This window comes from Shewanella litoralis (genome assembly GCF_009828585.1).
Classification (GTDB): domain Bacteria; phylum Pseudomonadota; class Gammaproteobacteria; order Enterobacterales; family Shewanellaceae; genus Shewanella; species Shewanella litoralis.
On sequence record NZ_WSRZ01000007.1, the window covers coordinates 111,712 to 138,152 of the forward strand.

The 26,441-nt window shown below is 43.2% G+C and carries 16 protein-coding genes and 1 other RNA gene; 14 read left to right on the forward strand and 3 right to left on the reverse strand.

Annotated features, from left to right (window positions below):
- Positions 1-20: 20 nt before the first annotated feature.
- Together GQA99_RS08005 and GQA99_RS08010 are read right to left on the reverse strand one after the other, a co-directional pair.
- A complete protein-coding gene (locus tag GQA99_RS08005) occupies positions 21-2,627 on the reverse strand; it encodes a TonB-dependent receptor domain-containing protein (RefSeq protein ID WP_160053374.1) in 2,607 nt (868 codons plus the stop codon).
- Positions 2,628-3,242: 615 nt separating this feature from the next.
- Positions 3,243-5,627 carry a DNA polymerase II gene (locus GQA99_RS08010; RefSeq protein WP_160053412.1) on the reverse strand — a complete coding sequence of 795 codons (2,385 nt, stop codon included), beginning with the start codon at positions 5,625-5,627 and terminating at the stop codon, positions 3,243-3,245.
- Between the two features lie 131 nt (positions 5,628-5,758).
- Here GQA99_RS08010 and dinG point away from each other — a divergent pair, with 131 nt between their 5' ends.
- The 6 genes from dinG to GQA99_RS08040 all read left to right on the forward strand — a co-directional run bounded on the left by dinG (position 5,759) and on the right by GQA99_RS08040 (position 11,308).
- Positions 5,759-7,834: an ATP-dependent DNA helicase DinG gene (gene dinG / locus GQA99_RS08015; RefSeq protein ID WP_160053375.1), complete on the forward strand. Its 2,076-nt coding sequence runs from the start codon at positions 5,759-5,761 to the stop codon at positions 7,832-7,834.
- 8 nt (positions 7,835-7,842) lie between these two features.
- Positions 7,843-8,616: a TSUP family transporter gene (locus GQA99_RS08020; RefSeq protein WP_160053376.1), complete on the forward strand. Its 774-nt coding sequence runs from the start codon at positions 7,843-7,845 to the stop codon at positions 8,614-8,616.
- The gene (locus GQA99_RS08025; protein ID WP_160053377.1) at positions 8,613-9,275 is read left to right on the forward strand and encodes a primosomal replication protein; all 663 of its coding nucleotides are present in this window, start codon (positions 8,613-8,615) and stop codon (positions 9,273-9,275) included. Before GQA99_RS08020 ends, GQA99_RS08025 begins: the two co-directional genes overlap by 4 nt.
- 9 nt (positions 9,276-9,284) lie before the next feature.
- Positions 9,285-9,995 carry a DUF2057 domain-containing protein gene (locus GQA99_RS08030; RefSeq protein ID WP_160053378.1) on the forward strand — a complete coding sequence of 237 codons (711 nt, stop codon included), beginning with the start codon at positions 9,285-9,287 and terminating at the stop codon, positions 9,993-9,995.
- Positions 9,996-10,940, forward strand: a complete 945-nt coding sequence (locus GQA99_RS08035) for a histone deacetylase family protein (RefSeq protein ID WP_160053379.1) — start codon at positions 9,996-9,998, stop codon at positions 10,938-10,940.
- A 65-nt stretch (positions 10,941-11,005) separates the two neighbouring features.
- Complete coding sequence (locus GQA99_RS08040; protein WP_160053380.1) at positions 11,006-11,308, forward strand: late competence development ComFB family protein; 303 nt, start codon at positions 11,006-11,008, stop codon at positions 11,306-11,308.
- Positions 11,309-11,409: 101 nt separating this feature from the next.
- Here GQA99_RS08040 and ffs read toward each other — a convergent pair.
- Positions 11,410-11,507, reverse strand: an RNA gene (ffs, locus tag GQA99_RS08045) — signal recognition particle sRNA small type.
- Between the two features lie 443 nt (positions 11,508-11,950).
- Here ffs and GQA99_RS08050 point away from each other — a divergent pair.
- From GQA99_RS08050 to panP, 8 genes are all read left to right on the forward strand, one after another.
- On the forward strand, positions 11,951-14,113 hold the full coding sequence (locus GQA99_RS08050; protein WP_160053381.1) for an OmcA/MtrC family decaheme c-type cytochrome: 2,163 nt from the start codon (positions 11,951-11,953) through the stop codon (positions 14,111-14,113).
- Positions 14,114-14,394: 281 nt separating this feature from the next.
- Positions 14,395-16,356, forward strand: a complete 1,962-nt coding sequence (locus GQA99_RS08055; protein ID WP_160053382.1) for an OmcA/MtrC family decaheme c-type cytochrome — start codon at positions 14,395-14,397, stop codon at positions 16,354-16,356.
- Between the two features lie 97 nt (positions 16,357-16,453).
- The gene (locus tag GQA99_RS08060; RefSeq protein WP_160053383.1) at positions 16,454-17,443 is read left to right on the forward strand and encodes a DmsE family decaheme c-type cytochrome; all 990 of its coding nucleotides are present in this window, start codon (positions 16,454-16,456) and stop codon (positions 17,441-17,443) included.
- A gap of 12 nt (positions 17,444-17,455) precedes the next feature.
- Positions 17,456-19,543 (forward strand): MtrB/PioB family decaheme-associated outer membrane protein, encoded by a 2,088-nt coding sequence (locus GQA99_RS08065; RefSeq protein WP_160053384.1) that lies wholly within the window; start codon positions 17,456-17,458, stop codon positions 19,541-19,543.
- Positions 19,544-19,834: 291 nt separating this feature from the next.
- Positions 19,835-20,989, forward strand: coding sequence for a sugar diacid recognition domain-containing protein (locus GQA99_RS08070; RefSeq protein ID WP_160053385.1), 1,155 nt, complete (start codon positions 19,835-19,837; stop codon positions 20,987-20,989).
- 145 nt (positions 20,990-21,134) lie between these two features.
- Positions 21,135-22,493 carry a GntP family permease gene (locus tag GQA99_RS08075; protein WP_160053386.1) on the forward strand — a complete coding sequence of 453 codons (1,359 nt, stop codon included), beginning with the start codon at positions 21,135-21,137 and terminating at the stop codon, positions 22,491-22,493.
- 16 nt (positions 22,494-22,509) lie between these two features.
- Positions 22,510-23,679, forward strand: a complete 1,170-nt coding sequence (locus tag GQA99_RS08080) for a glycerate kinase (protein WP_160053387.1) — start codon at positions 22,510-22,512, stop codon at positions 23,677-23,679.
- 303 nt (positions 23,680-23,982) lie between these two features.
- The gene (panP, locus tag GQA99_RS08085) at positions 23,983-25,641 is read left to right on the forward strand and encodes a pyridoxal-dependent aspartate 1-decarboxylase PanP (protein WP_160053388.1); all 1,659 of its coding nucleotides are present in this window, start codon (positions 23,983-23,985) and stop codon (positions 25,639-25,641) included.
- The last annotated feature ends 800 nt before the right edge of the window (positions 25,642-26,441 follow it).

Sequence of the window (26,441 nt, forward strand, 5' to 3'; positions counted from 1 at the left end):
TAGCAAATGGTGACTAGTGTTTAGAACTTTAGAGTATAACTTGCACGGTATTCACGACCGTAGTTGTTATATAGATCAGTATTTGTGAACTGACCGGTAGAAGTTAATACAGGATCTTCGTCTGTTAGGTTGTTAATACCTAATAATACTGAACCATAGTTACCAGCATCATATACATAGCTTAAGTTATGAATTAACCATGAATCTAGGTGACCTGTGTCATCAGTTTCATAAGTAGAGCCAGTATAGTTGATGTTCCATGATAGGCTATGATCACCTAACATGTAGTTAGTGGTAAAGTTAGACTTGTAGTCTGGAGCACCGTTCCAACCAGAAATATCTTCTGCAGCCTGTCCACCTTCAACTTCTTGAATGTAGTCAAGAACGAAGCTGTTAGTCCAGTTAAAGCCGATATCACCAATTGATGTTTCAAACTTAGCGTTTAATGCAACGTCAATACCTGTGATTTCTAACTTATCACTATTACCATAACCGGTACCAACTTCAAGCGCACGACCAAGTGTACCGTCAGTAGTAGGTGCACGTTCTACATAGAAAGTATCTGTAGTATCAAGCGTACCTGCAGCAATACCGCGCATTACGTTTGTAATTGAACGCTGACTGATTACGTCATCAATGTTTAAGTTGAAGTAATCGACCTTAATACCGATATCATCAACGATGTCCCAAGCAACACCTAAGTTAATATACTCTGATGTTTCAGGACCCAAATCACTATTAGCACTGATAAAGGTATCGTATTGCTTCTCAGCACAATCCGCATCGGCTACGCCAGTTGCAGTACAGAATGGATAATCAGTTCCGTCTTCGGCACTGAATGTCGTCGCTGCATAGAGTTGACTTAAAGAAGGTGCACGGAACGCTTCAGAGTAAGAAGCACGTACAACTACGTTTTCAAGCGCTTGCCAACGAATAGATGCTTTAGGAGCAACGTTATCACCAAAGTCACTGTAGTCATCGTAACGAGCTGCAAGGTTTAATTCGATATCGTCAGTTAATGGTAATACTGCTTCATAGAACATAGCCCATACTTGGCGGTCGCCACCAGCTGAGTTACCCGCACTACCACCGATTAGACCGGCTTCAGATTGCGCGTCGTATACTTCGCTGAACTGCTGGTCAAAGTATTCCATACCAATGTAATGCGCTACAGCACCACCAGGTAAGTCGAATGCATCAAAACCAAGTCCTGCACTGTACTGGTCAAATGTTGCTTTACCAGTAGTAAGTGTTGTGGCTTTCATGTTGTTGATGCCAGCTTCAGAGCCTAAATCTATATCATTTGCTTGGTTGTAAGCAAGACCAGAATAGCTTAAGTAGTACTGACCCACTGACTTGTTGTCAGCGATATTGTGGTGATAATAAACTTCCCATTCAGCGTCATTTAATGCACTGATAGTACCGCGTAAACCGGTTAAGTAATCTTGGTTATAATCGTCTACGTAACCATCACGCGTACCGATGCCTACCCAACGGAAATAACCTGTAGTTTCTTCACCAAATGGGTTATTTGGGTTATCAGCTGCCATGTTATTCCATGCTGCAGCAGGTGGTGCGTAACGACCGAAAGAACTGTTCTGAGTTACCATAACACGACCAAACCATTCAACATCTTCAGCAACTTCATAGTTAGCGTCAACATAAACGGTGTTACGGTCAATAGAAGCTTTGTTGTATGACACGTTAGCGAACGCATACATACAGTAAGTTGATCCTGGGCTCCAATCGTTGTCAGCAGCAACGGTTTGGAAAACATTAGAGCCATATTCAGCTTCTAAATCATCACATAAAAGTGATGCTTGTGCAGTAGAGAAATCTGGAGCTGCTACTGTAGCACCATAAATACTCCAACCAGCAGTTTCATCGTAAGCTTGGATTTCGCCATCACCGTTGAAGTCAGTCATTCTTGCTGCAGTGTAAGAACGGTCTCCGTCAGAGATGCCTTGACGATCTTGATGGTCAAATGCAAAAGTAATGTTACCTTTGTCCATTTGATAACCGGCAACGACTGAGAACTCTTTACTGGTTAAACCGCCATCTTGGTCACGTGAACCGCCACCAACATTGAATTCAATACCTTGGTAGTTCTTTTTCATGATGATGTTTACAACACCAGCAATCGCGTCAGAACCATAAGTAGAAGATGCGCCATCAGTTAAGATGTCGATACGTTCAACTGCAGCCATTGGAATAGCGTTTAAGTTAGCTGATGCACCACCAAGTGTTGGTGAACCAGGAAAACGCTTACCGTCAATCAATACTAGAGTACGGCTTGAGCCTGCACCACGTAGGTTAATTGTCGCTTGTGATTGTGCTGAACTACCTGAACGCTCAGAGAACGAACCGAAAGAGTTTAAGTTACTGTTACGAAGAGCATCAGCAACTGTAAAGTTACCTTCCATCTTCATATCTTCAGTAGTGATGGTCGTAATTGGAGAAGCACCTTCTAGGTCAGAACGCTTAATACGCGAACCAGTAACCTCAATACGTTCTACTTTTGCGCCATCTTCATCAGCAGCAAAAACTGCTGGTGCAGCAAATGCTGTTGCTGCAGCACCACTGATCAGTGCTAAGCGCACCGATTTAGCTAATACGTTCTTATGCATTGTCTATCTCCCTGGACTTTTATATCTTTCTTATAATACTAACAACCTTTTTAGGTGCTAGTTCTATGAGGGAATGCAACAGAAATCATCACAACCGCTCATTTACGTATGCAATAAAATCACATTTGATACAACTAATCAACAATTGAAGTGCCGTAAGCGCAAAAGTTAATCAAATGTGAACTCGCTTCCTGTTAACTAAAATGGACACTCAAGGCTAAATTCATTTAAAAGCATAGCCTTATAGAACTTTCGTTTTATTTCAGTGAATTTTGGATGTTGAAAATAAAAAACTTAACATCCTGTTTTGCAGAATGATTCTTTATGCTAGGGCAGGTTTTCATTCGGTGTTGCTATGAATAAAAATTTAACATTTATAACAACAGGGTTTGTGGTTAAATTGTTAACTTTAACACTTTTGATAGGTAAAAATAGAGATTGAGGCGTTTATAGACGGTCATAATAGCCCAATATTGATGTTAACTAGTAGGGTTTGAAAGCAATGAATATGGCAAGACATTTGTGGCATTGACAGGCATTTCGAAGGTGTATTACTAAGCATAGAATTAATCTTATGCTGCTATATTTTATTGGATCGTGCGCCATTATTAAGCTTCATATTAACGTGAGCTGATCATTGACTAGGGCATCAAATCGTTGCCCACACAACTGTAAAATAGGTTCCGCAATCGGCTGAATTTGTTTACTGATGTAATATTCGTAATCGATATTGTTTGGATGTGTTTCAACAGCTTGAGCCCCAGTTGTTGTCATTAAATATCTAATTTGATAACCCCTTCTTGTTGCTTTGTTTGTGCCCTCTATTTGTGCCAATTGCTTAGCGGCTTTGACATGGGGAGATGATTTAGCTGTGTAGTCCTCAGCATGACGACGCAAACGCTTTTTAAAAATAAGCTCGGAGTCTCTTTCACCTTTTTTTAGCGCATCTAACTCTTGACGAAGGTAATCGATAACATCCTCACCGTTGAAAAACATCTCGTATAAGTCAAATTGCATCTTACGGGCGATAGGGCTCCAATCACTTCTCACCTGCTCCATGCCTTTAAATGTCAATTTGAGCTTATTGTCCGCCCCTAATGAGGCACCAACATAACGTTTTTTGCTGCCTTCTTCAGACCCTCTTAACGTCGGCATAATAAATTGATCAAAGTGAGTTTCAAATTCTAACTCTAGGTAACTGTTTAATTGATATTCAGTCTCACACCAATCATGCCAGCGTGTTGTTATGTTGGTTGCGAGTTGTAACCCCAAGGCGTTGATGTCTGTTATGCCATGATTAGCGCCAAGCCAAACAAAAGTGGAGTCTGTATCACCATAGATAACTTGATAACCAGATTCTTCTATCCATTGCTTGGTCAATTTCATAATTTGATGACCGCGCATGGTAATTGAACTGGCTAACTTTGCATCATGGAATACACACCCTTTTGAGCCCAATACTCCGTATAAAGAGTTCATGATAATTTTTATCGCTTGCGATAACGGCGCATTTTTTTCTATTTTTGCCATTTCTCTTTGCGCAGCTAGGCTGGCAACTAAACCGGGTAAAATTGCGTTATCTCGCGCAAAATAAGCCCCCAAATAACCTGGCACGGTTGAAGTATTATCAGCTTGTTCGGCCAAGCGTAAGCCTTCAACTAATCCTTTGGGGTCAATTAAAAAAGTCCGAATTATTGATGGGTACAAACTTTTAAAATCTAAAACTAATACATCGTTGTAATGACCAGGGATAGATGACATGACGTAACCGCCAGGACTCTCTAAACCTTGACTGGCAGGATGTGCTGGAGCAACAAACCCATTGCGATGTAAGTGAGGTAAATATAAATGATAAAATGCAGCGATTGATGCACCGACACGGCCAAATTCTAAACCCGTCAATTTTGCTCGTTCAATCGCAAAGTCAATCAACTGGGTTTTTTCAAAAATATCCCACACTAAACGGCTATCGGTGATGTTATAAAATGCTAGCGCATTTTTATCGGTGTGAAATAACGTGGTAATTTCTTGGCCGCGATTCTCGACATGGTCAATGGCCTTACCTTCATCGAGCAGATGCCTTGATACATACTCTAATGAAAAACTATCAAATTGATAAAATGCCGCTTTTAACCAATCAATGCCGTCAAGCACCACGCGTCCGGGTAATGAGAGTGTTTCTGGCCTAAATTTATCGGCCACCTTCCAACTTAACTCTGTACCACCTCTACCAATTAAGAGTGGTATATGGTGCAAAATACAACGCCGGTACAATAATGCTAAATCAAAAGTGACCACAGCCCAACCAATAATAATGTCAGGGTCGTATTGCTCAAACCAGGCAATCAGGTGATGGATAAGTTCTACCTCATTTTTTACCCACACAATAAAATCATGGCTATCACTTTGCGGCTCGCCAACCATAAACACACATTGGTATTGCTCGCCATATAACCCAACTGAATAGAGTTCGCCATCAAAGCTGCATTCAAAATCTAATGATATTACGCTTAACGTAATATCATTATCAGTCTTTTCTACGACAGGTTTGCGCGCGCGTTCAAGTAACATTAATGGCAAAGCGCTATCATGGCTTGTACTAAGGTATTCTCCGGCGCATTCAATATCGAGGGCGATAAACCGCTCTATAAGGTAGCGTTGTTCAGGCCTAATATCTGCCTCAAATAATGTGATACCACTATCATTAGCAACCCGGATTAATCCTTTCAATTGACTGTTCGATTTTAAATACAGTGCACAGACAGGTTCATGCGCAAAACTGGTTAACCCAATAGATTCTGCCTTCAACGCAAAATCGACTTTACTGGTTAAGATATTCACATCTTGCTGACGACAAAAACAAATCACCTCAGTGTGATGCAACTCAACTAAAATTGGCCCATTTGCCGTTTTTAAATAATATTGCAACACCAACTGCCCTTGCCGGTATATCGCATGGCGAGTCAATACTCTGCCCATCACTCGTGGCAATGCAGACATGCTTTGACGAGCATGGGTGTAACGTTCTAATTGCGGCTGTAAATGTTTCAATGTTATTTATTACTTCGTAGCATGCTAATTCACTGTTATTATGTACAGCATAATTCAGACCACGCAGAAATCATACTTCTATGCTACCGGATACGATAAAAAGTCAAATTCGCACCATTTATAAAGAAATTGCTAATGCTATGCCGCAATTTCGTTCTCGTCGCGAACAAAACTACATGGTAGCTGAAATCTCAAAAACCTTAGCGGGAGAGTATGACAAAGATCGACGAATTATTGTAGTTGAAGCTGGCACCGGGATTGGTAAGTCGCTGTCGTACATTCTTGGCACCATTCCATTAGCATTAGCCAGTAAGAAAAAGGTCTGTATTGCTACCGCAACGGTGGCACTACAAGAACAGTTACTCCACAAAGATTTGCCGTTTTTTTTACAACAAGCTGGAGTTGACTTTAAATTTGGCTTAGTAAAAGGTAGGCAACGTTATGTATGTTTAGCTAAACTTGAAGCAATGCTCGGCACGCAAGACAGCTCGCAAATGGCTATGTGGCAAACCAAACCCGACCAAAGCCAAATTAATGAACTGCAAAAACTGCATCAAGATTTTCATCAAAAACGTTGGAACGGTGAAATAGATACCCTACAACATCCTATTCCTGACTTTTTATGGCAACAAATTTGTTGCGACAAACACAGCTGTCATCGACAAGTGTCAGCGCATCACAACTGCCCATTTCATAAAGCTCGTGAAGATGTTGACACCTGGGATGTGCTGATTGCCAACCATAGCTTGTTATTTGCAGACTTAGAATTAGGCGGCGGAGTCATATTACCCGAGCCAGAAGACATGTTTTATGTCATCGATGAAGCGCATCACTTACCGATTGTGGCAAGGGATTTTTCTAGCGCTCAAGCAACATTACGCGGGGCGTGTGATTGGTTAGAAAAAGCCTCAAAAACCTGCTCCAAGCTGCAAAACCAATTAAAGACGAATAATATTATTGCCCCAGTGCAAGCCATGCTTGATCACACAACTGACTTAACTAATTTATTGACTCAAGTCGCGCACTATTGCGACACCCAGCCACAATTATTTGCCAATCCTGAAAGCCGGCTACGCTTCGAGCACGGGCAATTACCACAAGCACTACTCATTCAGGCAGAAAACCTTGCTACGGCATCTGGCGCTGCTGTTAAACAGTTTAATAAAGTGGTATCGGTGCTCAGTGAGGCAATAAAAGACGGTGAAGTGCCTAAGCATCAATCTGAAGGGTTATTGTCTGAAACAGGCTTTATTTTACAACGCTTAGATAATTTGCATAAGCTGTGGAAAATGATGGCCAAAGAAGACAGTAAAAAAGGTGCTCCAATGGCACGCTGGGCAGAGCTAATAACCGGAAAGCAACAGGATTACTTATTTTGCTCATCGCCCATCGAAGTCGGTTTTATGCTCGAGTCTATGTTATGGCAAAAAGCCGCTGGCGTTGTCTTGTGTAGCGCAACATTACGAGCACTAAACAACTTTAACCATTTTGCTCATCAAGTCGGATTAGGCATTAATGATGGCACACGTTTTTTAGCCCTGTTGTCGCCATTTGATTACGAAAATAATGCCACGCTGTTTATTCCGCAAATGGTTACTGAGCCTACCGATGACAACTACACCGCCGAGATCGCTGAGCATATTGTTGCATTAGTCGATGGCGAAATGGCCACACTAGTATTATTTGCATCTTACTGGCAAATGGAAAAAGTGGTCGATTTGGTCGAGGGCAAAATAGCCAAAGATCAGTTATTTGTTCAAGGTGACATTCCAAGGCAGCAGATTTTAGAAAAACATAAGCAGCGTTGTGACGATGGTTTACCCAGTATTATATTCGGTACCGGCAGCTTCTCTGAAGGTCTGGATTTACCGGGCGACTATTTAACCAACCTTATTATCACAAAGCTGCCCTTTGCAGTACCGACATCACCGGTGGAACAAGCACATGCAGAATACGTCAAAGTAAAAGGTGGTAATCCCTTTTTACAGCTGACAATTCCAGACGCATCGCGTAAATTAGTCCAGAGTTGTGGTCGCTTGCTGCGTAAAGAGCAAGATTACGGACGAGTGACGATTTTAGACCGCCGCCTAGTGACCAAACGTTATGGCAAATCATTGATTGATGCCCTTCCCCCTTTTAGACGTGTTATTGAATAGGTATTGAGTTGGATTTATTATTAGACCCTAGCCATTGGGCAGTTTTAGCGGTCATCGGGATTATTGCAGGTTTTATTGATGCCATAGTGGGTGGTGGTGGTTTATTGTCGATACCAGCATTGCTAACTGTGGGCATTCCACCTCATTTAGCCTTAGGCACTAATAAGTTAGCGGCATGTTTTGGCTCGTTAACTTCCAGTTTTACCTTCTACAAACAGCAATTATTTAACCCTGTATTATGGAAAGCCAGTTTTTTTGCCACCCTTGTAGGCTCTGTCTCTGGATGTATTCTGGTTTTCCTCATTGACCCTACCTGGCTAGACAAAATTTTGCCGCTATTAATTATCGGCATTGCCATTTATACCTTATTCAGTCCCAAGGCCATGGGTGATAATAATGTCAGCCTCCCCATTGAACCTTCGTCTACTGGTAAACAAATCTCGCAAGGTTTTATACTCGGCAGTTATGATGGCTTTGCCGGGCCAGGTATTGGGGCATTTTGGACCGTATCATCAGTGTCAATTCACAAACTCCCTTTGTTGCACAGCTGTGGCTTAGCAAGGGTGATGACCTCTGTGAGTAATGTGACTGCGTTAATTATATTTGCCTCCATGGGTCAAGTGCAGTGGATGTTAGGCCTGTGGATGGGTGTGTGCATGATGGCCGGCTCTTATATTGGCGCGCGTAGCGCTATTCGCTTTGGTATTCCTTTTATTAAACCTATTTTTATCATTATGGTATTGTCGATAGCGGTCCACCTAACTTGGAGTGCTTGGGGATGAACACCCAACAATTGGTTTCAATGTTAAAGCAGCAGCTCACTCAACTTGAGCAAGACGCACTTATGCATGACCAAAACCTAGCTCCAAATCAGCGGCAAACCTTGCAACAAACCGAACGATTTAACAGCCAGTTGTTTGCGCAACAAGGTGGCTTACTGAGCCCATGTATTTCACAACTTCGCCAAGACATTCAAAAGTTAGAAAAACAATTATCACTTAAGCTGAGTGGTCCTGTTATTCAACTCAGTTGCGATCGCATACAAGACCGCTTTATCGCACTTAAAAGAGCCTTGCTCACCACCGACATTAATTTAAAAGCCGAAGCACAACGTAAAGCCAGTAATCGGGCGCGTTATGCAAAAAAACAACAGCAAGCGGTGCAAGACAGTGGATTTGGTTGGATAGCCAGTAATGTGATGCAAAACAGTCATCAGCTATATGCTGAACTGAACAAACATCTCAACTGGGCGAAAAAAATTGAGCAAAAAATACAACAAATGGAAGCAAATCTTGAATTCTGTCATAGTGATGACAAAATTCAATTGCAAAATGACATCCTTTTGATGCATCGTCGCTTAGGAAAATGTAAACAAGCAACAAGTTATATTGAAGAGCGCATTCAATTATTTGAACGTCCTCGCCAAAGTTACCCTCGTTAAGGAGCAACAATGAAATCTGTATTCACCACTAGTGCGCTGTTAGCATTTTTAACTTCATCATCAGTATTTGCAGCTAATTTAACTATTCCCATGTCTTTTGAATATTTAGCTCTTGATGGAGAAGCCATTGAAACGAGTATGTTTAAACATCAATCAGATTTAACACTCACCAATGGCACTCATAAAATCGCCATTCGTTACCACGACGTCATCGATGACTCGTTTAGTGACAGCCAAACATTTGTTAAATCAACGCCCTTTATTGTGACACTAACGGTAGACGGTGATTATCAATACAGTCTAAAACCGGCTAATGGTGATGTCATCAAAAAGCCAAAAGCCTTTGCTAAAGCGCCACAGGTCGAAGTGAGCCGTCAAGACAACGGCTCTGTTTCTTATAGTGTTGAGCAAACAAATTTTACTGAAGAGTCGTTTATCACAAGCTTGTTCAAAACCAATAAACAACAAGATTTTGAAAGCTTATCCGCCTCCGCGACGAGCGATGGTGACACCATTGTCACCCAGGCCCCCGCTAAACCAGACATCGCTGTTGCAACCAATATGGCACCAGAGGTAGTTGCAACCTCAGTCACAACCAAAGTACCTGCAGGTAAAGCAACAACCCCTGCACAAGCTGAGCAAATGTTGCAATACTGGTGGTTACAAGCCGATGAAAAAACACGTAAAGAATTTATGGGTTGGGCCATTAAGCAACTTTAAATGTTAACTGCCATCCCCTTTGTGTATCACGCCAGCTATTCTCAGCTGGCGTTACCTCGCACCCATCGATTTCCAACGACAAAATATCAGTTGTTATATGAATATGCACTTGAGCAACAACTACTGCATAAATCAGCACAGCATATTCCTGCCCCCATCAACATCGAAACACTTTACACTGTGCATTGCCCGCAATATGTTGACCAATTCCTCAACGGATTGCTCGAATACAAAGCACAACGCCGTATTGGATTTCCCTGGAGCGATTATCTTGTCACCCGCACCTTACATGCCGTCAATGGCACAGTATTATGCAGCCAATTAGCATTAGAATATGGTTTTGCAGTGCATTTAACCGGGGGCTATCATCATGCTCATCATGATTTTGGCAGCGGGTTTTGTGTCTTTAACGATTTAATCATAGCGGCAAAGTTAACCATCGATAGTGGCAAAGCAGATAAAGTACTGATATTTGATTGCGACGTACATCAAGGAGACGGCACCGCGACATTAGCTCAGCGGTATCCCGATATTATTAGCTGCTCAATCCACTGCGCGCAAAATTTTCCCTCACGCAAGCAACACTCAGATCATGATATTGATTTAAACAAAGGCTGCAGTGACCAGGAATACCTCGAACATGTTCAGCAAATCCTGCCCTACCTTATTCGATTGCATCAACCTGATCTTATTATTTATGATGCCGGAGTAGATATTCATCAGGATGACGATTTAGGTTACTTCAATATTTCTAGTCAGGGTATTTTAGCCAGAGATACCCAAGTGATATCAATAGCCAAAAGCCACAACATCCCCCTTGCAGCAGTCATTGGTGGAGGCTATAGTCGTAATGAAGCCGAGTTAACTCATAGGCATAGCCAATTACTCGTTGCAGCAAATGAGTTATGGTTAAGCAAAAGCGACTCATCAACCGAGCTCGTGTAGCAAAACTTACACGTAAAGCATTCGACATAGACGTCGACAACACACTGATCTCAATGGAGCATATAATGCACTTAGATATTCGTAACTACTATGAAGTTCTATTAATGGAAATACTGAGAGATGAAGGCTTAATGGAAGAGCTGCCTGAAGAATACCTAGCCGATTTATGCTGCGTCACGCTCAACCAATTACCCGTGCGTTACATCCGCCACTTGGTCGACACGTATTTTTTTGAAAATTATCAAGAATTGCACATGATGAAAACAGAGATTTACGATGCGCTTGAAAAGTCTCGTCAATTTCTTAAAGCCAACTTACAAAAACGCTTAAAAGAAGAAGCGGAAATGGCGGCGGCGCAGCAAATTTAGAGATAATTATTCGAGGGTATAGGTAATTTGCAGCCCTTTTAGGCAAAAAATCAAAGATAAATGAATTAGTGAAAATGATGTGGGGAACAAATTTGGAGGCTCCCCTAGAGCCGACACCCCGGCACACGAGTCGCTTGCTGCGGTTGCTCCCTTCCGGGCCTGGCCGAGTTCACAAGTTATCATTGCGGGGGGACCCTAGGGTCACCATTGACTTCTGATTAACAAAGCTTGTTCTTCAGAACGAGGCGATTATCCCCTAACCTTTTAGCATGATCAAGCCTTTATCCTGATAACTGTGTAATCACTTGCTTAGTTGCACAATACTTATGCAAATCCCAACTAATATCCGTGGCCTCAACACGCTTAATTGAATCCATGACACTATTTGGCTGTTATGGTTATTTGCCATCAAGTTTATCAGCTCAATGATAGACTCATCGAATTCCCCTCAAGTTATGCCCATAATTTATGTTTTGAATGTATATCGCCATTACTCCCAAAGTAATAGTCAGATCTTAGTCACAACTCTGCACTTATTTCGATGAGTAACTCGCAAAGGTTAGCTAATATGAAAATTGAATAAAATCCGCACACTGTTAACCCTTAGTGAATTGCGCGATAACTAAAAAATGCAGGGAATAGATGATGAAAACAATTACCGTTCGTCCCGTAACAAAAGCGGTGCTAAGTGCAGGGCTGATTGCCTTGGCACTATCGGGCTGTGGAGGCAGCGATGGTGCTAATGGTGAAGATGGCCCAGATGGCATTATCGGTGTCAGTATAGACAGCGCATCAACACTAAAAGCCACAATGACAGATGCGACTGTTACTGATGGTCAAGTTAGTGTGACTTTTAGCCTCAAAAATGGCAATGGCGTTGCAGTACTTGGGTTAACAAAAGATCACGATATTCGCTTTGGCATTGCACAATTAACGCCTGTGACTGAAATAGTGGGCGACACACAAGTTGATCGCGGCTATCAATGGCAATCTTATATCAATGTATTAAAACAGCCGAATACCAGCACTATCCCCGATGGTGAAACCAATATCTCCCCTTCAGCTCAATACCAAGCCGAAGTAGAAGCCGCTTCGGCTTGTGAGACTTGCTTTGTGGATAATCAAGACGGAACGTATCAATACACATTCCAAACCAATATTAGCCAAATTACTGAACCATTAACGATTACCTATAATCAAGATAATACCCAGCGTATTACCTTAGAGCTTAAACAACCGCTCATTACAGCAAATGCCCATTATGACTTCCAGCCATCTACTGGGTTGACCGAAGATATCGCCTCACGAGATGTGGTGTCAATTGAAGCCTGTTATACCTGTCACCAACCAGATAGTCTTGAATTACACGGTGGTCGCAGAATCGATCTTGAAAACTGCGCATCATGCCACACGGCTACATCTGGCGATCCAGAAACCGGCAACAGTGTCGATTTTGGTTACATGATCCACGCTATCCATAAAGGCCAAGACCGCGTAACACATACCGCAACAACGGAAGAAGCCGCGCCTTATAAAGTTATTGGTTATGGCGGTGGTGTACATGATTATGGCAACGTGATGTACCCACAAAAACCAGCTGCAGATTGTAGTGCATGTCACGTTGAAGGCGCTAATGCCCCTCAAGACGCCGCATTATTTAATGCCAATAAAAGCGACACTGCGTGTATTGCTTGTCATACAGAATCAGCCTCTGAACATCATGTTGGCTTAAGTACTCAATGTACTTCATGTCATATCGAAGAAGGTTACGCCCGTAGTGCAAAAGAAGCTCACGGCGATGTGATGAAAGCCTATAACGAAACCCAAACCATGAATGCCGTCTTTAGCGATATTACCGTTACTGCTGAAGGCAAATTTAGTACGACCGTTAAGTTTACTGATGCATCGGCAAATGTGATTGCAGCTGAATTTATCGACACTGGCAGTCGCATCGTGATGGCATGGGACAGCAACAAAGATTACCCGGCTTACAACGATGCCAGTTACAGCAACAGACGCATTAAACTCAGTGAAGGTATTGCAAACGCAGACAATAGTTGGACCCTAGTGTGGAATAGCGTCACGCTACCCACTGACTATGTAGGTAAAACGTTTGAGCTTTGGTCAGCGGTAACCGCGTGTTACAACAATGGCGGTTATGGTCGCCCAGAAGTGAAGTTAACCGCATGCTCTGCCGATGATGTGAGAAAAGTTGAAATAAAAAGCAGTGCATATCACTTTGTCATGGCCACAAATGCAGTAAATAGTAGCCAAACTGCGGCATCGCGTCGAAACATCATTGATACAACAACTTGCCAAGGTTGTCACAATCAGGAAGTGTATCACTATGACAATGGCGTCAACTGCCAAACTTGTCATACCTCGGATAAAACGCTAAAAACTGATGCGACTTATCCCGGCGGTAAAAAATCGACCAGCTTTGCGTTTAAAGCACACAGTGCTGAAGGTCACTATCTTCAATATGCGGGTGTTGAATCAGGTACAGTGTTAAAGACTGACTGTAAAACATGTCACACCAATGACGGTATAACGCTAGGCCGTGCAGAAGATAGAGTATGGCGATACGCTGATACCGAAACAGGTGCTGATGTTTGGGTGTCATCTGACACTGGCGCATGCTTGAGCTGTCACCAAAAATACATTACTGATGCCACCGTATCGCACATTGAAACCAATGGCGGTATTACGGACGGCATGAGTGAAGATGATGTGCGCACACGTTCAGCTGAAATGTGTTCTACCTGTCACACACCAACACGTATAAATGAAAGCCACGGCTTTTAACGCCAACACACAATAATCTATTGTAATCATTAAATGACCCTAGCTTTTGCCTAGGGTCTTTTTATATTACGAACAATTAATATGCTTTAAGCCTGTATTTTATATACCTCTTTATTAATAGCCTGATCACCATCACACAATTGCGTTCGCTTTACAGACGTCTTGTTGTTTGTAAAGTAATCTTAGTATTGGGAAAACTTATTCCAACATCAACTTAACTGAATTCGATATTGCAGAATATACTGCCAGTAAGTTAGATGGATGACTTTTGCAGGGAAAAGATGATGAATATAACACACACAAAAATTGCATTATTACTTGCTATGTCTGCATCAATGACACTGGTAGGTTGTGGCGGCGGCAGTGACGGCGAACCAGGTAACCCTGGCAATCCAGGTGGTGAGCCTGCGGTAACCATTCAAGTGCTTAACCTTGATATTACCGATGTGACCTACCAAGACAACAAACCAACAGTCACTGTATTTGCAACCAATGAAAATGATCTGCCTATCGCAGGACTATCAGCATTAGAAGTCAAAAAAGTGGTCCAGTTAATTCCTGCCGGTGCTAGCGGTGCAGGTAATTCAGCCCAATGGCAATACATAGGTTCGGAAAAAACGTTTACCGATTTAGGCAACGGCAAATACACTTTTACCGTGAATGTTGAAGGGTTTAATCCAGAGCTCACGCAACGTTACAATGTCATATCAAGTGCATCAACACTCCTTGATGGCGTCTCAACATCACCCAGAGCTGAAATCACAGAAGACTTTGACGGTGAAGGCTATAGTGCTAAATACACCAAAAATATTGTTAGCGATGCCACCTGTAATACTTGTCACGTAAAAGGCGAAAGCATTTATCACAGCTATACCGACTTAACGACCTGTGTAAGTTGTCACACTAACGAAATGGCAATCGAAAGAGACAAAGTACAAGTCGACTTTAGCCACCTTATTCATAACGTTCATAACAATGCAAAAATGTACGGACGTAATCTCGATAAAAGCGCAGAAGCTGCGCACGCAATCGTGCAAGACAACTGTACAACGTGCCATGTTGAGTCAGAACAATTAACCGAATGGAACAACTGGACACGCATTCCAACCATGGAAGCGTGTAGCAGCTGTCATACCGACATTGATTTTAAAACAGGTCAAGGCCACCCACAACAAGTTGATAACTCAAACTGTATCGCTTGTCATAATGCAAGTTGGACCGAAACCTTGCATACCTCTGCCTTTGGCGAGAAAAAAGCCTTTATCAACCAATATGGTATGAGCGCAACATTAGTCGCCAATAAATCCACAGCGGAAGATAAGTCAGCTACGTTATCAGTAACCATGTTAGACGCTGCTGGCGCAGCAATTGATGCCACTTCACTTGTGAGCAAAATTCAACGTCTTGAAACCATCACTAACGTTGGGCCAAACTTCCCAATCATGGGATACAACGCCAGCCCAGGCAGTGGACTTGCTAAAGTGAGTAAAGACTTTGTTAAAGTGGGTCTGCTGCAAACTGATGTAACCATTGCCGATGGCAAGCTAGTTTACAGCATCGCATCGCTACCTTTTGGTAGTGGTGATACCGACACAGCCTTTAGCTTTATTGGCCTAGAAATGTGTAATGATGGTAGCCAAGCAATCGACTGTGCCGATGGCGTCGCCACCACCAGCATGAAAGCGGAACTGGCCCATGCAACCTACTCAGGTAATGCCCCTAGTTACCGTCATATCGACTCAGTTAATTTTGCTTCTTGTGAAAGCTGCCACGGAGAAACCTTTGAACTGCATAAAGGTCACCATGCAGGTTTTGTAATGAGCGAACAACTAGGCCGCGAGCTAAACGGTGAAATGACTGTGGGCGTAGATGGCTGTGTCACCTGTCATACACCAGATGGAACCTATGCTTCTGGCGCAAACCAAGGCGCACTTGAAATGAAACTTCACAGTGTGCATGGTGAGCAAGGCATTATTAAAGACTGTACTCAATGTCACGACGACTTCAACCTAGATGCATTTAAAGTGAAAGGCGCCCTAGCCACTTCAGCGGGCTTATACACCACACCTATCACAGCAACATGTGCATCTTGTCATGGCTTTGATGAAATCTCGCAACATGCCACCAGCCAGGGCGCTATTGTCAACGGTAGCTACCAAGAAGCAAACGATGCTGCGCAGTTAGAAACCTGTTTCTACTGCCACGCACCTAGCATTGAAAATCACACTCAAGTAAAACTGTAATCTGTTCATTGAGAGAGAAGCCAGGCTTCTCTCTCAAGCTGTGACATACATTATCAGACTGTTGATCATCACAATGGACAAATTAGGAAGTCTACTTATGAAGACCACAAACCAAATTAATACCCTACTACTCGCCCTACTCTGCTTGACGGCATCAACCGTATTTTTGTCAAATCAAGTACACGCAGCAAAGTGGGATGCCACCATGACACCGGCTGAAGTTGAAGCCACACTCGATAAAAAGTTCGCCGAAGGAAAATACTCCCCTAAAGGCGCAGACTCATGTTTAATGTGTCATAAAAAATCAGAAAAAGTCATGGACCTCTTTAAAGGTGTCCATGGTGCAATTGATTCATCAAAAAGCCCAATGGCAGGCCTACAATGCGAAGCATGCCACGGCCCATTGGGCACCCACAATCGTGGCGGCAAAGAGCCGATGATTACCTTTGGTCCTGACTCAAGTCTCGCAACCGATAAGCAAAACAGCGTTTGTATGAGTTGTCACAATGACGACAAACGCATGACATGGGAAAGCAGCCATCATGCAAATGCTGATGTAGCCTGCGCTTCTTGTCACAGCGTTCATGCCGCGCACGACCCTGTATTATCAAAGCAAACCGAAATGGATGTTTGTACCAGCTGTCACACTAAACAAAAAGCCGACATGAACAAACGTACCAGTCATCCAATGAAATGGAATCAAATGACCTGTAGCGATTGTCATAATGCCCATGGCAGCTTAAGTGATGCCGATTTGGTGCAACCTACAGTCAACGAAACTTGCTATAGCTGCCATGCTGAGAAGCGCGGCCCAAAGCTGTGGGAGCATGCACCCGTGACAGAAAATTGCGCAAATTGCCATAACCCTCACGGGTCGGTTAATGATGCAATGCTTAAAACGCGTGCTCCACAATTATGCCAGCAATGTCACTCAGGCGACGGCCACACCAGTAGTGCCTACCTTGGCAATACAGATATGGGTTCAACAGTCACTGGCAATGCATTTACTGGCGGACGAAGCTGCTTAAACTGTCATAGTCAAGTCCATGGATCAAACCATCCATCGGGCAAGTTATTGCAGCGCTAAGGAGATAACAACATGAATACAAAATTAAACATCATCACCTTAGCGTTATTATCAAGCTGTAGCTTTGGCTTATTTGCACAAGGTTATGGCTTAGCGAACGCAAAAACAGACAGCGTTAAATTCGATGCCTGGCAATGTAAAGGTTGCGTGGTTGAAACTGGCACAACAGGTTACGTTGGGGCAGGCATAGCCTATAACGGTGAAGATGATATTCAATCTGCCAATGCATTCAATAGCAGTAACCAAGTAGCAGGCAAAGTAGACGCTGAAATTCGCTATAAAGGCGAAACGGGTTATCAAGCAAATGTTGAGGCTCACAATCTCGGCATGGATAACGGCCGTATCGATATCGATGTCGGTAAACAAAGCGTATATAACATCAATGTTAACTATCGCTCTTTTGCCCACTACCAATCAAACAGTGCGTTAAGCCCATATCAAAATATTGGCAGCGATTACCTAACACTGCCAGACAATTGGATCACAGCAGGCTCAAGCCCTGACATGCCAATGCTCTACAGTAGCTTAAATCCTGTAGAACTATCATTAACGCGTGACCGTGCAGGGCTTGGGTTTGAATACCAGACAGAGTCGTTGTTTACCACTTATGTGAATTTTCAACGTGAAGAGAAAACCGGTACAAAAACCACATCAGGCAGTTTTTATAACCAGTCTATGATGTTGGCAGAGCCTGTCGATTACACCACCGATATCCTCAATGCAGGGATTAAGCTTCGCGGGGACAATTGGTTTACCAGCGTAAATTACACTGGCTCAGTGTTTAAAAATGACAATAATCAACTCGGTTTTGACAGCGCATTTAATCCAACGTTTGGCGCACAAACGACGGGCTATATTGCACTAGACCCTGATAACGAAGCCCACACAGTGTCTTTATTAGGTCAATATAATATGGCCATGACAAACCTAAGTGGTCGCTTACTGATTGGGCAAATGACGCAAGATCAAACACTCACGACTATCGGCTACGGATACCCACTCCCCGCAAACAGTATTGATGCAAAAGTGGACATCACAGGCGCGACCTTAAAGGCAGTAACACGACTGAACCGCGCTTGGCGAGTCAATGGCAGTTATGACTACAACGACCGAGATAATAAAACCCAAATCGAACAATGGACCCAAATCAGCATCAACAATGTCACCGGAGAAGCTGCGTACAACACACCGTATGATCTCACCACTCACCGCGCCAAATTAGCAAGTGACTATCGTATTACCCACGGTATAAAGCTTGATGGCGGTTATGACTTTAAACGCGAAGAACGTAGCTATCAAGACCGTGAAACCACCGATGAAGACACCTTATGGGCGCGGGTCAATGTTAACAGCTTTGACATGTGGAATATGTGGTTAAAAGGCAGCGTGAGCCAGCGTGACGGTTCACAATACAACGCATCGATGTCATCGTCATCAGAGCAAAATGCACTATTACGTCGTTACTATCTTGCCGATCGTGACCGCAGTCAAATAGAAGCACGTTTCAGCCATACGCCTTTAACAGATTTAACCGTCGATTTTGGTGCGCGCTATGCATTAGACGATTACTCTGAGACCGACATTGGTCTCACCAAATCAACAGACACTTATTACGATATTAATCTGCATTACATGGTCAACGCAGATCTATCGCTAAATGCATTTTACAATCATCAAATCATTGAATCTGAACAATCAGGCAGTTCAAATTTTAGCGTCGCCAACTGGCAAGCTGACATCGAAGACACCATTGATTATGTCGGTGCTGGCATGAGTTACAGCAACTTAATGGACAGTCGACTAAAACTAGGCTTAGATTATGCTTACTCAGATTCAGACAGCACCACCCAGGTCAGACAAGGCATCACGGGCGATTATGGTGACTACTTTGCCAAAGTGCATAACATCAACCTCTACGGCCAATATCAAGCCACAGACAACATGAGCATTCGTGTTGACTACAAAATGGAAAAATACCTTGATAACGACGACGCCAACGACCTCAATCCAGACACCATCTGGAACGTAGTCAGCTTTGGCAATGTCGACCATGATTACACTGCACATATGATTATGCTGAGTATGCGCTATAGCTTATAAACACTTATAAACACTTATAAACGATAGTGTTAACGATTAAATGCCAACATCTTTATGTTGGCATTTTTATATTGTGGACAAAAAACTTGCAATATAACCATATTTAACATTATATTAACAAGGTGAATACCTTGTGATTGAAATTTGGGCAAAAGGATGTTGCCCACATTTTATTGTTATTTACCCTGCATCTCCCTCCTCAAATGCATTTTTTTAACATTGACTGCCACTATCAACACACATAAGTTATCATGATCTTATTGCCACACACGATGGAAGTTCGAGGGGATCATGCTTCAAATTGATACAGATATTGCGGGTAAAATTGTCGACCGCACAATGAAAATTATTGGCCACAATATCAATGTCATGAACGCACAAGCTGTCATTCTCGGTTCAGGTGAAAAGCACCGTATCGGCACCATTCATGAAGGGGCTTTACTTGCCATTAGCCAAAACCGTAACGTCGAAATAAATCACACCATTGCCGCGAATTTACAAGGCGTAAAACCAGGGTTAAACCTTCCCCTGCACTACCAGGGGCAAGTTGTTGGCGCAATTGGCATCACTGGCGAGCCTGACACTTTAAGCCATTATGGCGAATTGCTTAAAATGACCGCTGAAATGATTGTCGAGCAAGCTAACTTGCAAGAACAGCTACAGTGGCAAAATCGCCAAAAAGAAGAGTTTATTTCACAGCTTATTCTTGCTAGCGAAACAGAACTGCCGTCACTAAAACAGTGGGCATTGCAATTAGGAATTGATTTGTCGATGCCACGAGTTGCAGCCATCATTGAACTCGACAGCCATAACGCGGCTTTTCAGCAAGACAATCAAGCACTCAAACAAGTGATGTACTTGCTGCAACACCCCATGCGTGACAATTTAATCGCAATGACATCGCTCACTCAATTAGTGATCCTTAAACCGGCATTTCTAGACGGCAAGCAATTTGACCCCGAACTTGAAAGCCAGCGCATCGATAAATTACTCAAACGCCTGCCAGCAAACATGCAATTGCGTTTACACATCGCATTAGGCCATTATTTTAGTGGTGATTTAGGCATTACATACTCTTACCGTACAGCCCAAGAAACCCTCGACATTGGCAAAAAATATCACCCAGAAAAAAGCAAATATCTGTATCAAGACTACAGTTTACCGGTATTACTTTCGGGCTTGCGTCATCACTGGCGAGGTAATGCACTTGCAGCGCCTTATCAAAAGTTGATTGAAGCTGACAATAATCAACAATTACAAAAGACCTTAGCGGCATATTTACAGCACATGGGCGACTTACAAGCGTGTGCCAACAGCTTGTTTATCCATAGAAATACCCTGCGTTATCGACTTGATAAAATTCAAAACGTGACCAATATTGATTTGCATAATTTCAATGGTTTACTCAGTTTGTACCTCGGGCAACTTATCCACCAGCCGGAATAAATTAACCAACACAACAAATTGTGCATTTACACAATAAACAACACAAAATATCCACCCAGTTGATGCAAATGAACAAAGCAATTTAGGGTTAATGATTTACTATTGTTGAGTGTTTTTACCCTCAAACAATAATAATGAGTAACCTATGGGCTTAATATTGATCTTACTCGGCGTGATCGCGTTTATCGTGGTTGCCACCTCCAAATTTAAACTACATCCGTTCTTAACCCTAATCTTAGCCTCCTTTATTGCCGCTTTTGCTTACGGCCTGCCAAGCCAAGAAATTGCCAAAACCATCACTAACGGTTTTGGTGGCATTCTTGGTTACATTGGTTTGGTGATTGTCTTGGGGACAATCATTGGCACTATTTTAGAAAAAAGTGGCGCGGCCATTACCATGGCAGAAGTGGTCATTAAGCTTTTTGGACAACGTTTTCCAACCTTAACCATGTCGATCATCGGCTACCTGGTGTCAATCCCGGTTTTTTGCGACTCAGGCTTCGTGATTTTAAACTCGCTAAAGCAATCAATGGCTCACCGTATGAAGGTGTCTAACGTGGCAATGAGTGTTGCGTTAGCGACGGGGCTTTATGCTACCCATACATTTGTACCGCCAACACCAGGGCCAATTGCCGCAGCAGGTAACCTAGGCCTAGAGTCACAATTAGGCTTAGTCATTGCTGTCGGTGTCTTTGTGGCTGCTATTGCTGCATTTGCAGGCATGCTTTGGGCTAATCGCTTTAAAAACGAAGAACCTGATGGTGAAGGTGCAGAAGAGCTAACTCAACAACTTGATCAACTCGATGACCTTAAAAATGCTTACGGTAAATTACCGAGCCCAGCTAAAGCATTTGCACCGATTTTTGTGCCTATTGCACTGATTTGTTTAGGCTCGATTGCCAGCTTCCCGTCTAAACCACTTGGCGAAGAAGGCATATTTTCACTATTAGTGTTTTTAGGGCAACCGGTTAATGCCTTAATGATTGGTTTGCTGCTGTCTTTATCACTTTTAAAAAGCGATAAAAAAATTGCCGAGTTCAGTGAGCGCATAAGCCAGGGCTTGGTGGTTGCTGCGCCTATTTTGCTGATCACGGGAGCCGGTGGCGCATTTGGCGCGGTGTTAAAAGCAACAGAAATTGGCGCATTCCTTGGCAGCAGTTTATCGGCATTAGGCGTCGGGATATTTATGCCATTTATCGTCGCCAGTGCATTAAAGTCAGCACAAGGTTCATCAACGGTAGCTTTAGTGGCCACTTCAGCATTGGTCGCGCCATTATTGGGTGATATCGGTCTTGATTCTGAAATGGGCCGCGTACTAACAGTGATGGCAATTGGTGCTGGCGCAATGACAGTATCACATGCTAATGACAGCTTCTTTTGGGTTGTCACCCAATTTAGCCGCATGAGTGTTAAGCAAGCTTATCGCGCACAAACTGCAGCAACATTAATCCAAGGTGTCACCGCCATGATTACTGTGTACCTCCTCAGTTTATTTTTACTGTAAATTATCAGGGCCATATATGAAAATCGTAATTGCACCAGACTCGTTTAAAGAAAGCCTTAGTGCACTTGAAGTAGCAAACGCCATTGAGCAAGGGTTTAAACATATTTTCCCCGATGCACACTATTGTAAAGTCCCCATGGCTGATGGTGGCGAAGGCACAGTGCAAGCTATGGTAGATGCAACCGGTGGACATATAATAGAACGTCTCGTTACCGGCCCATTAGGCACGCCGGTAAAGGCATTTTATGGCATCCTTGGGCAACCTGATGCAAACGGTCAGCATACTGCCGTCATTGAGATGGCGGCAGCATCAGGCCTTCATTTAGTGCCACCAACACAACGAAACCCACTATTGACCACCAGTTTTGGTGTCGGCGAATTAATCGCCGATGCACTTAACCAGGGGATCAGACACATCATTTTAGGCCTAGGTGGCAGCGCGACCAATGATGCTGGCGCAGGCATGATGCAAGCGCTTGGCGCCAAACTCACCGATATTACGGGGAACAATATTAAATTGGGTGGTGCTGCACTTGCGACATTACACAGTATAGATATTCAGTCACTGCATCCAAATATCAGTGATTGCACAATAGAAGTCGCCTGTGATGTAGACAATCCACTTTGCGGACCTCGTGGAGCAAGTGCCATTTTTGGTCCACAAAAAGGCGCAAGTCCTGCCATGATAGAACAACTCGACCAGGCATTGGCTCACTTTGCCAACGTTATTAACCGTCAACAATCACCGCACATCAAATTAGGCTGTGAACATCAAGCGGGTGCCGGTGCTGCTGGCGGTATGGGCTTTGGGGTTATGGCATTACTCGCTGCAACCTTAAAGCCTGGCGTCGACATCGTGACAGAAACGGTTGAGCTCGCAAAACATTGCCAGGATGCCGATTTAGTTATCACAGGCGAAGGGCGAATTGATGGTCAAACTGTCTATGGCAAAACCCCAATGGGTGTGCTCAATGTAGCTAAAAGATACAATGTACCCACCATTGGTATCGCCGGCTGCTTAGGTGATAACGCTGATGCGATTATTCAACAAGGAATGACAGCCATTTTCCCTATTATTCCTGCGGTGCAATCGTTAGAACAAGTCTTGTCTGATGCTCAGGTAAACTTAACCAATACGGCGCAGAATATTGCCGCGGTATGGTCGCTCTCATTCAAGCAAAACTAAGTGTAAAGTGAGCCACAATCCGCGCCTTATACTCAATAGTGTTAGGCGCTTTTTACGATGTAACCTAAGATCGAAATAATAAACGCATTTTAAACAGTCCTTTGCCCTGCTAACTACGTAGAATTGACTTACAATAGGTTAGTACCAATCTGTATTAATAAGTGACCTGTAGTATAAATACTTGAAGCTAAGCAAGGCTTACAGTAAAGTTAGCACCCTCTTTTCGTCCTACAGACATAGCGCGTATTTTAACGCATTTGTCATCGTCTATAGGATGCAGTTTTCACCACAACGGCAAGCACAATGACCTCAAAAATCACCCGTCAAGCTCAGGCTTCTGCAGACAGTTTATTGCGTATCTTTACCGCACCAGAAGACGCCACCTCGACGTTAAGCATTATTGAACAGAGGTTATCTCAAGACTTAGCCGGATTTTTAGGCAATAGCATTGCCGCATTAGAAAAACCGTTATCAGAAATCGAAACTGACTTTAATGCCCATCAAATTCCAGTAGACCCCACTTTTGTGTCTGACTACGCTGACGAAATTATGCAAAATTTGGTGGCCCATTCAGTCCATACGGCAGCACCAAGTTTTATTGGTCACATGACCTCAGCCCTACCTTATTTTGTGTTGCCGTTATCTAAAATGATGGTTGGGCTTAATCAAAACTTAGTTAAAATTGAAACATCAAAAGCTTTTACCCCGCTAGAGCGTCAGGTGTTAGGCATGATGCATCACTTAGTGTATCAACAGCCCGGTAACTTTTATGATCAATGGATGCACAGCGCCAATCATTCCTTAGGTGCATTTTGTTCTGGCGGTACAGTCGCTAACATCACTGCATTATGGATTGCTCGTAACCGATTACTCAAACCGCAAGGTGACTTTAAAGGCATCACCCGCGAAGGCATGCCAAAAGCGCTGCGATTTTATGGCTTTGATGATTTAGCCATTTTAGTGTCCGAGCGTGGACATTACTCTTTAGGCAAAACCGCGGATTTACTGGGCATAGGCCGCGACAATATTATCAGCATCGCAACCGATGAAAATAATAAAGTCGATGTCGAGGCTATGCGCCAAGCCGCTAACACTCTTGCGGCGCAAAATATTAAGGTGATGGCCATTGTTGGCGTTGCTGGCACAACCGAAACCGGTAATGTTGACCCGTTAACAGAGCTGGCAGAACTGGCTGCAGAGTTACAATGCCACTTCCACGTTGACGCAGCATGGGGCGGCGCAAGCCTGTTATCTAACAAATACCGCCATTTACTCAAAGGCATAGAACTTGCTGACTCGGTCACCATTGATGCTCATAAACAGATGTATGTACCAATGGGGGCTGGCATGGTGATATTTAAAGATCCTGAGCTTGCACAAGCCATTGTGCATCATGCGGAATATATCTTACGTGTGGGCTCTAAGGATTTAGGTAGCCAAACACTAGAGGGCTCTCGCCCAGGTATGGCGATGCTAGTACATGCTTGCCTGCAAATTATTGGCCGCGACGGTTATGAGATTTTAATTAATAACAGCTTAGAAAAAGCCCGTTATTTTGCATCGATTATTGAGCAACACCCAAAGTTTGAATTAGTGACCAAACCTGAGTTATGTTTACTCACTTATCGATATATTCCCAGTACAGTACAGCAGTTACTTAACGATGCAGTAGCAAATGATAACGAGCCCTTAGTTCGTCAAATAAATGAGCTTCTCGATGGCTTAACCCAATTTATTCAAAAGCATCAACGTGAACAAGGTAAGTCATTTGTTTCGCGTACCCGTATTAAACCAGCCAAATATTTCAGGCAGCACACTACGGTATTTAGAGTGGTATTAGCTAACCCGCTTACCAACGAGCAAATATTGCATGACGTGTTGACTGAGCAAGCTGAAATAGCCCAATTAGACAATGAGTTTTTACCACAACTGTTAGCTTTGGTGACACAACCCCATCAATAACGTCGATGTCTATAACCTGTTAGCTAGCTTCGCGTCGCCCCGGCATTCAGGTGTTTGTATTTTTGACTTATGGCTAATGGCCGCAAACGCTTAAGTTCGCATGGTTCCACCCTGCACTTGCCAAAAGGGGATTAACAGCAATCCTCTTTTGGCTCATCCCTGCCATTCCGTCCTCAAGTTCAGAGTTGAATTTGGACATTTTAAAGCTAAACCAACGCGTTTTGGGTGGACCAAAATTTGTTAGCACCTTTCACGTCGTCCCGGCAATGCTTTTGAGCCGGGAAGACAATTAAATCAATTTACTACCTTAATCGGGTGTTGGCGAAACAACACAACGTTAGTGGCCGCTGGCCATATAAATAGTTTCATTATGCTAGGGGTTAAGCCAAAGAACTTAGCGACTATTCGAATTACCCGCTCTTATAGCCGCGTAGCGACCTAGCAGGACAAAGTCCGCTCTAGCATCTAGATTCTGGTATGTATATGTAAAGGATGGTACCCGAGGCAGGACTACTCTTGATAGCAAAGAATGGCACGCCTGATGTTCAACCAGAGCGCGAGGGATTTTGCTTTTGCTTTTAATCCTTAACAATCAAACTCAAATTGCAGACGTAAAAAAGCCCCGACTGATGTCGAGGCTTTTTTACACCATACTTACGTATGTAGAGGATGGTACCCGAGGCCGGACTTGCGCTCGCACGCCTGATGTTCAACCAGAGCGCGAGGGATTTTGCTTTTGATTTTAATCCTTAACAATCAAACTCAAATTACAGACGTAAAAAAGCCCCGACTGATGTCGA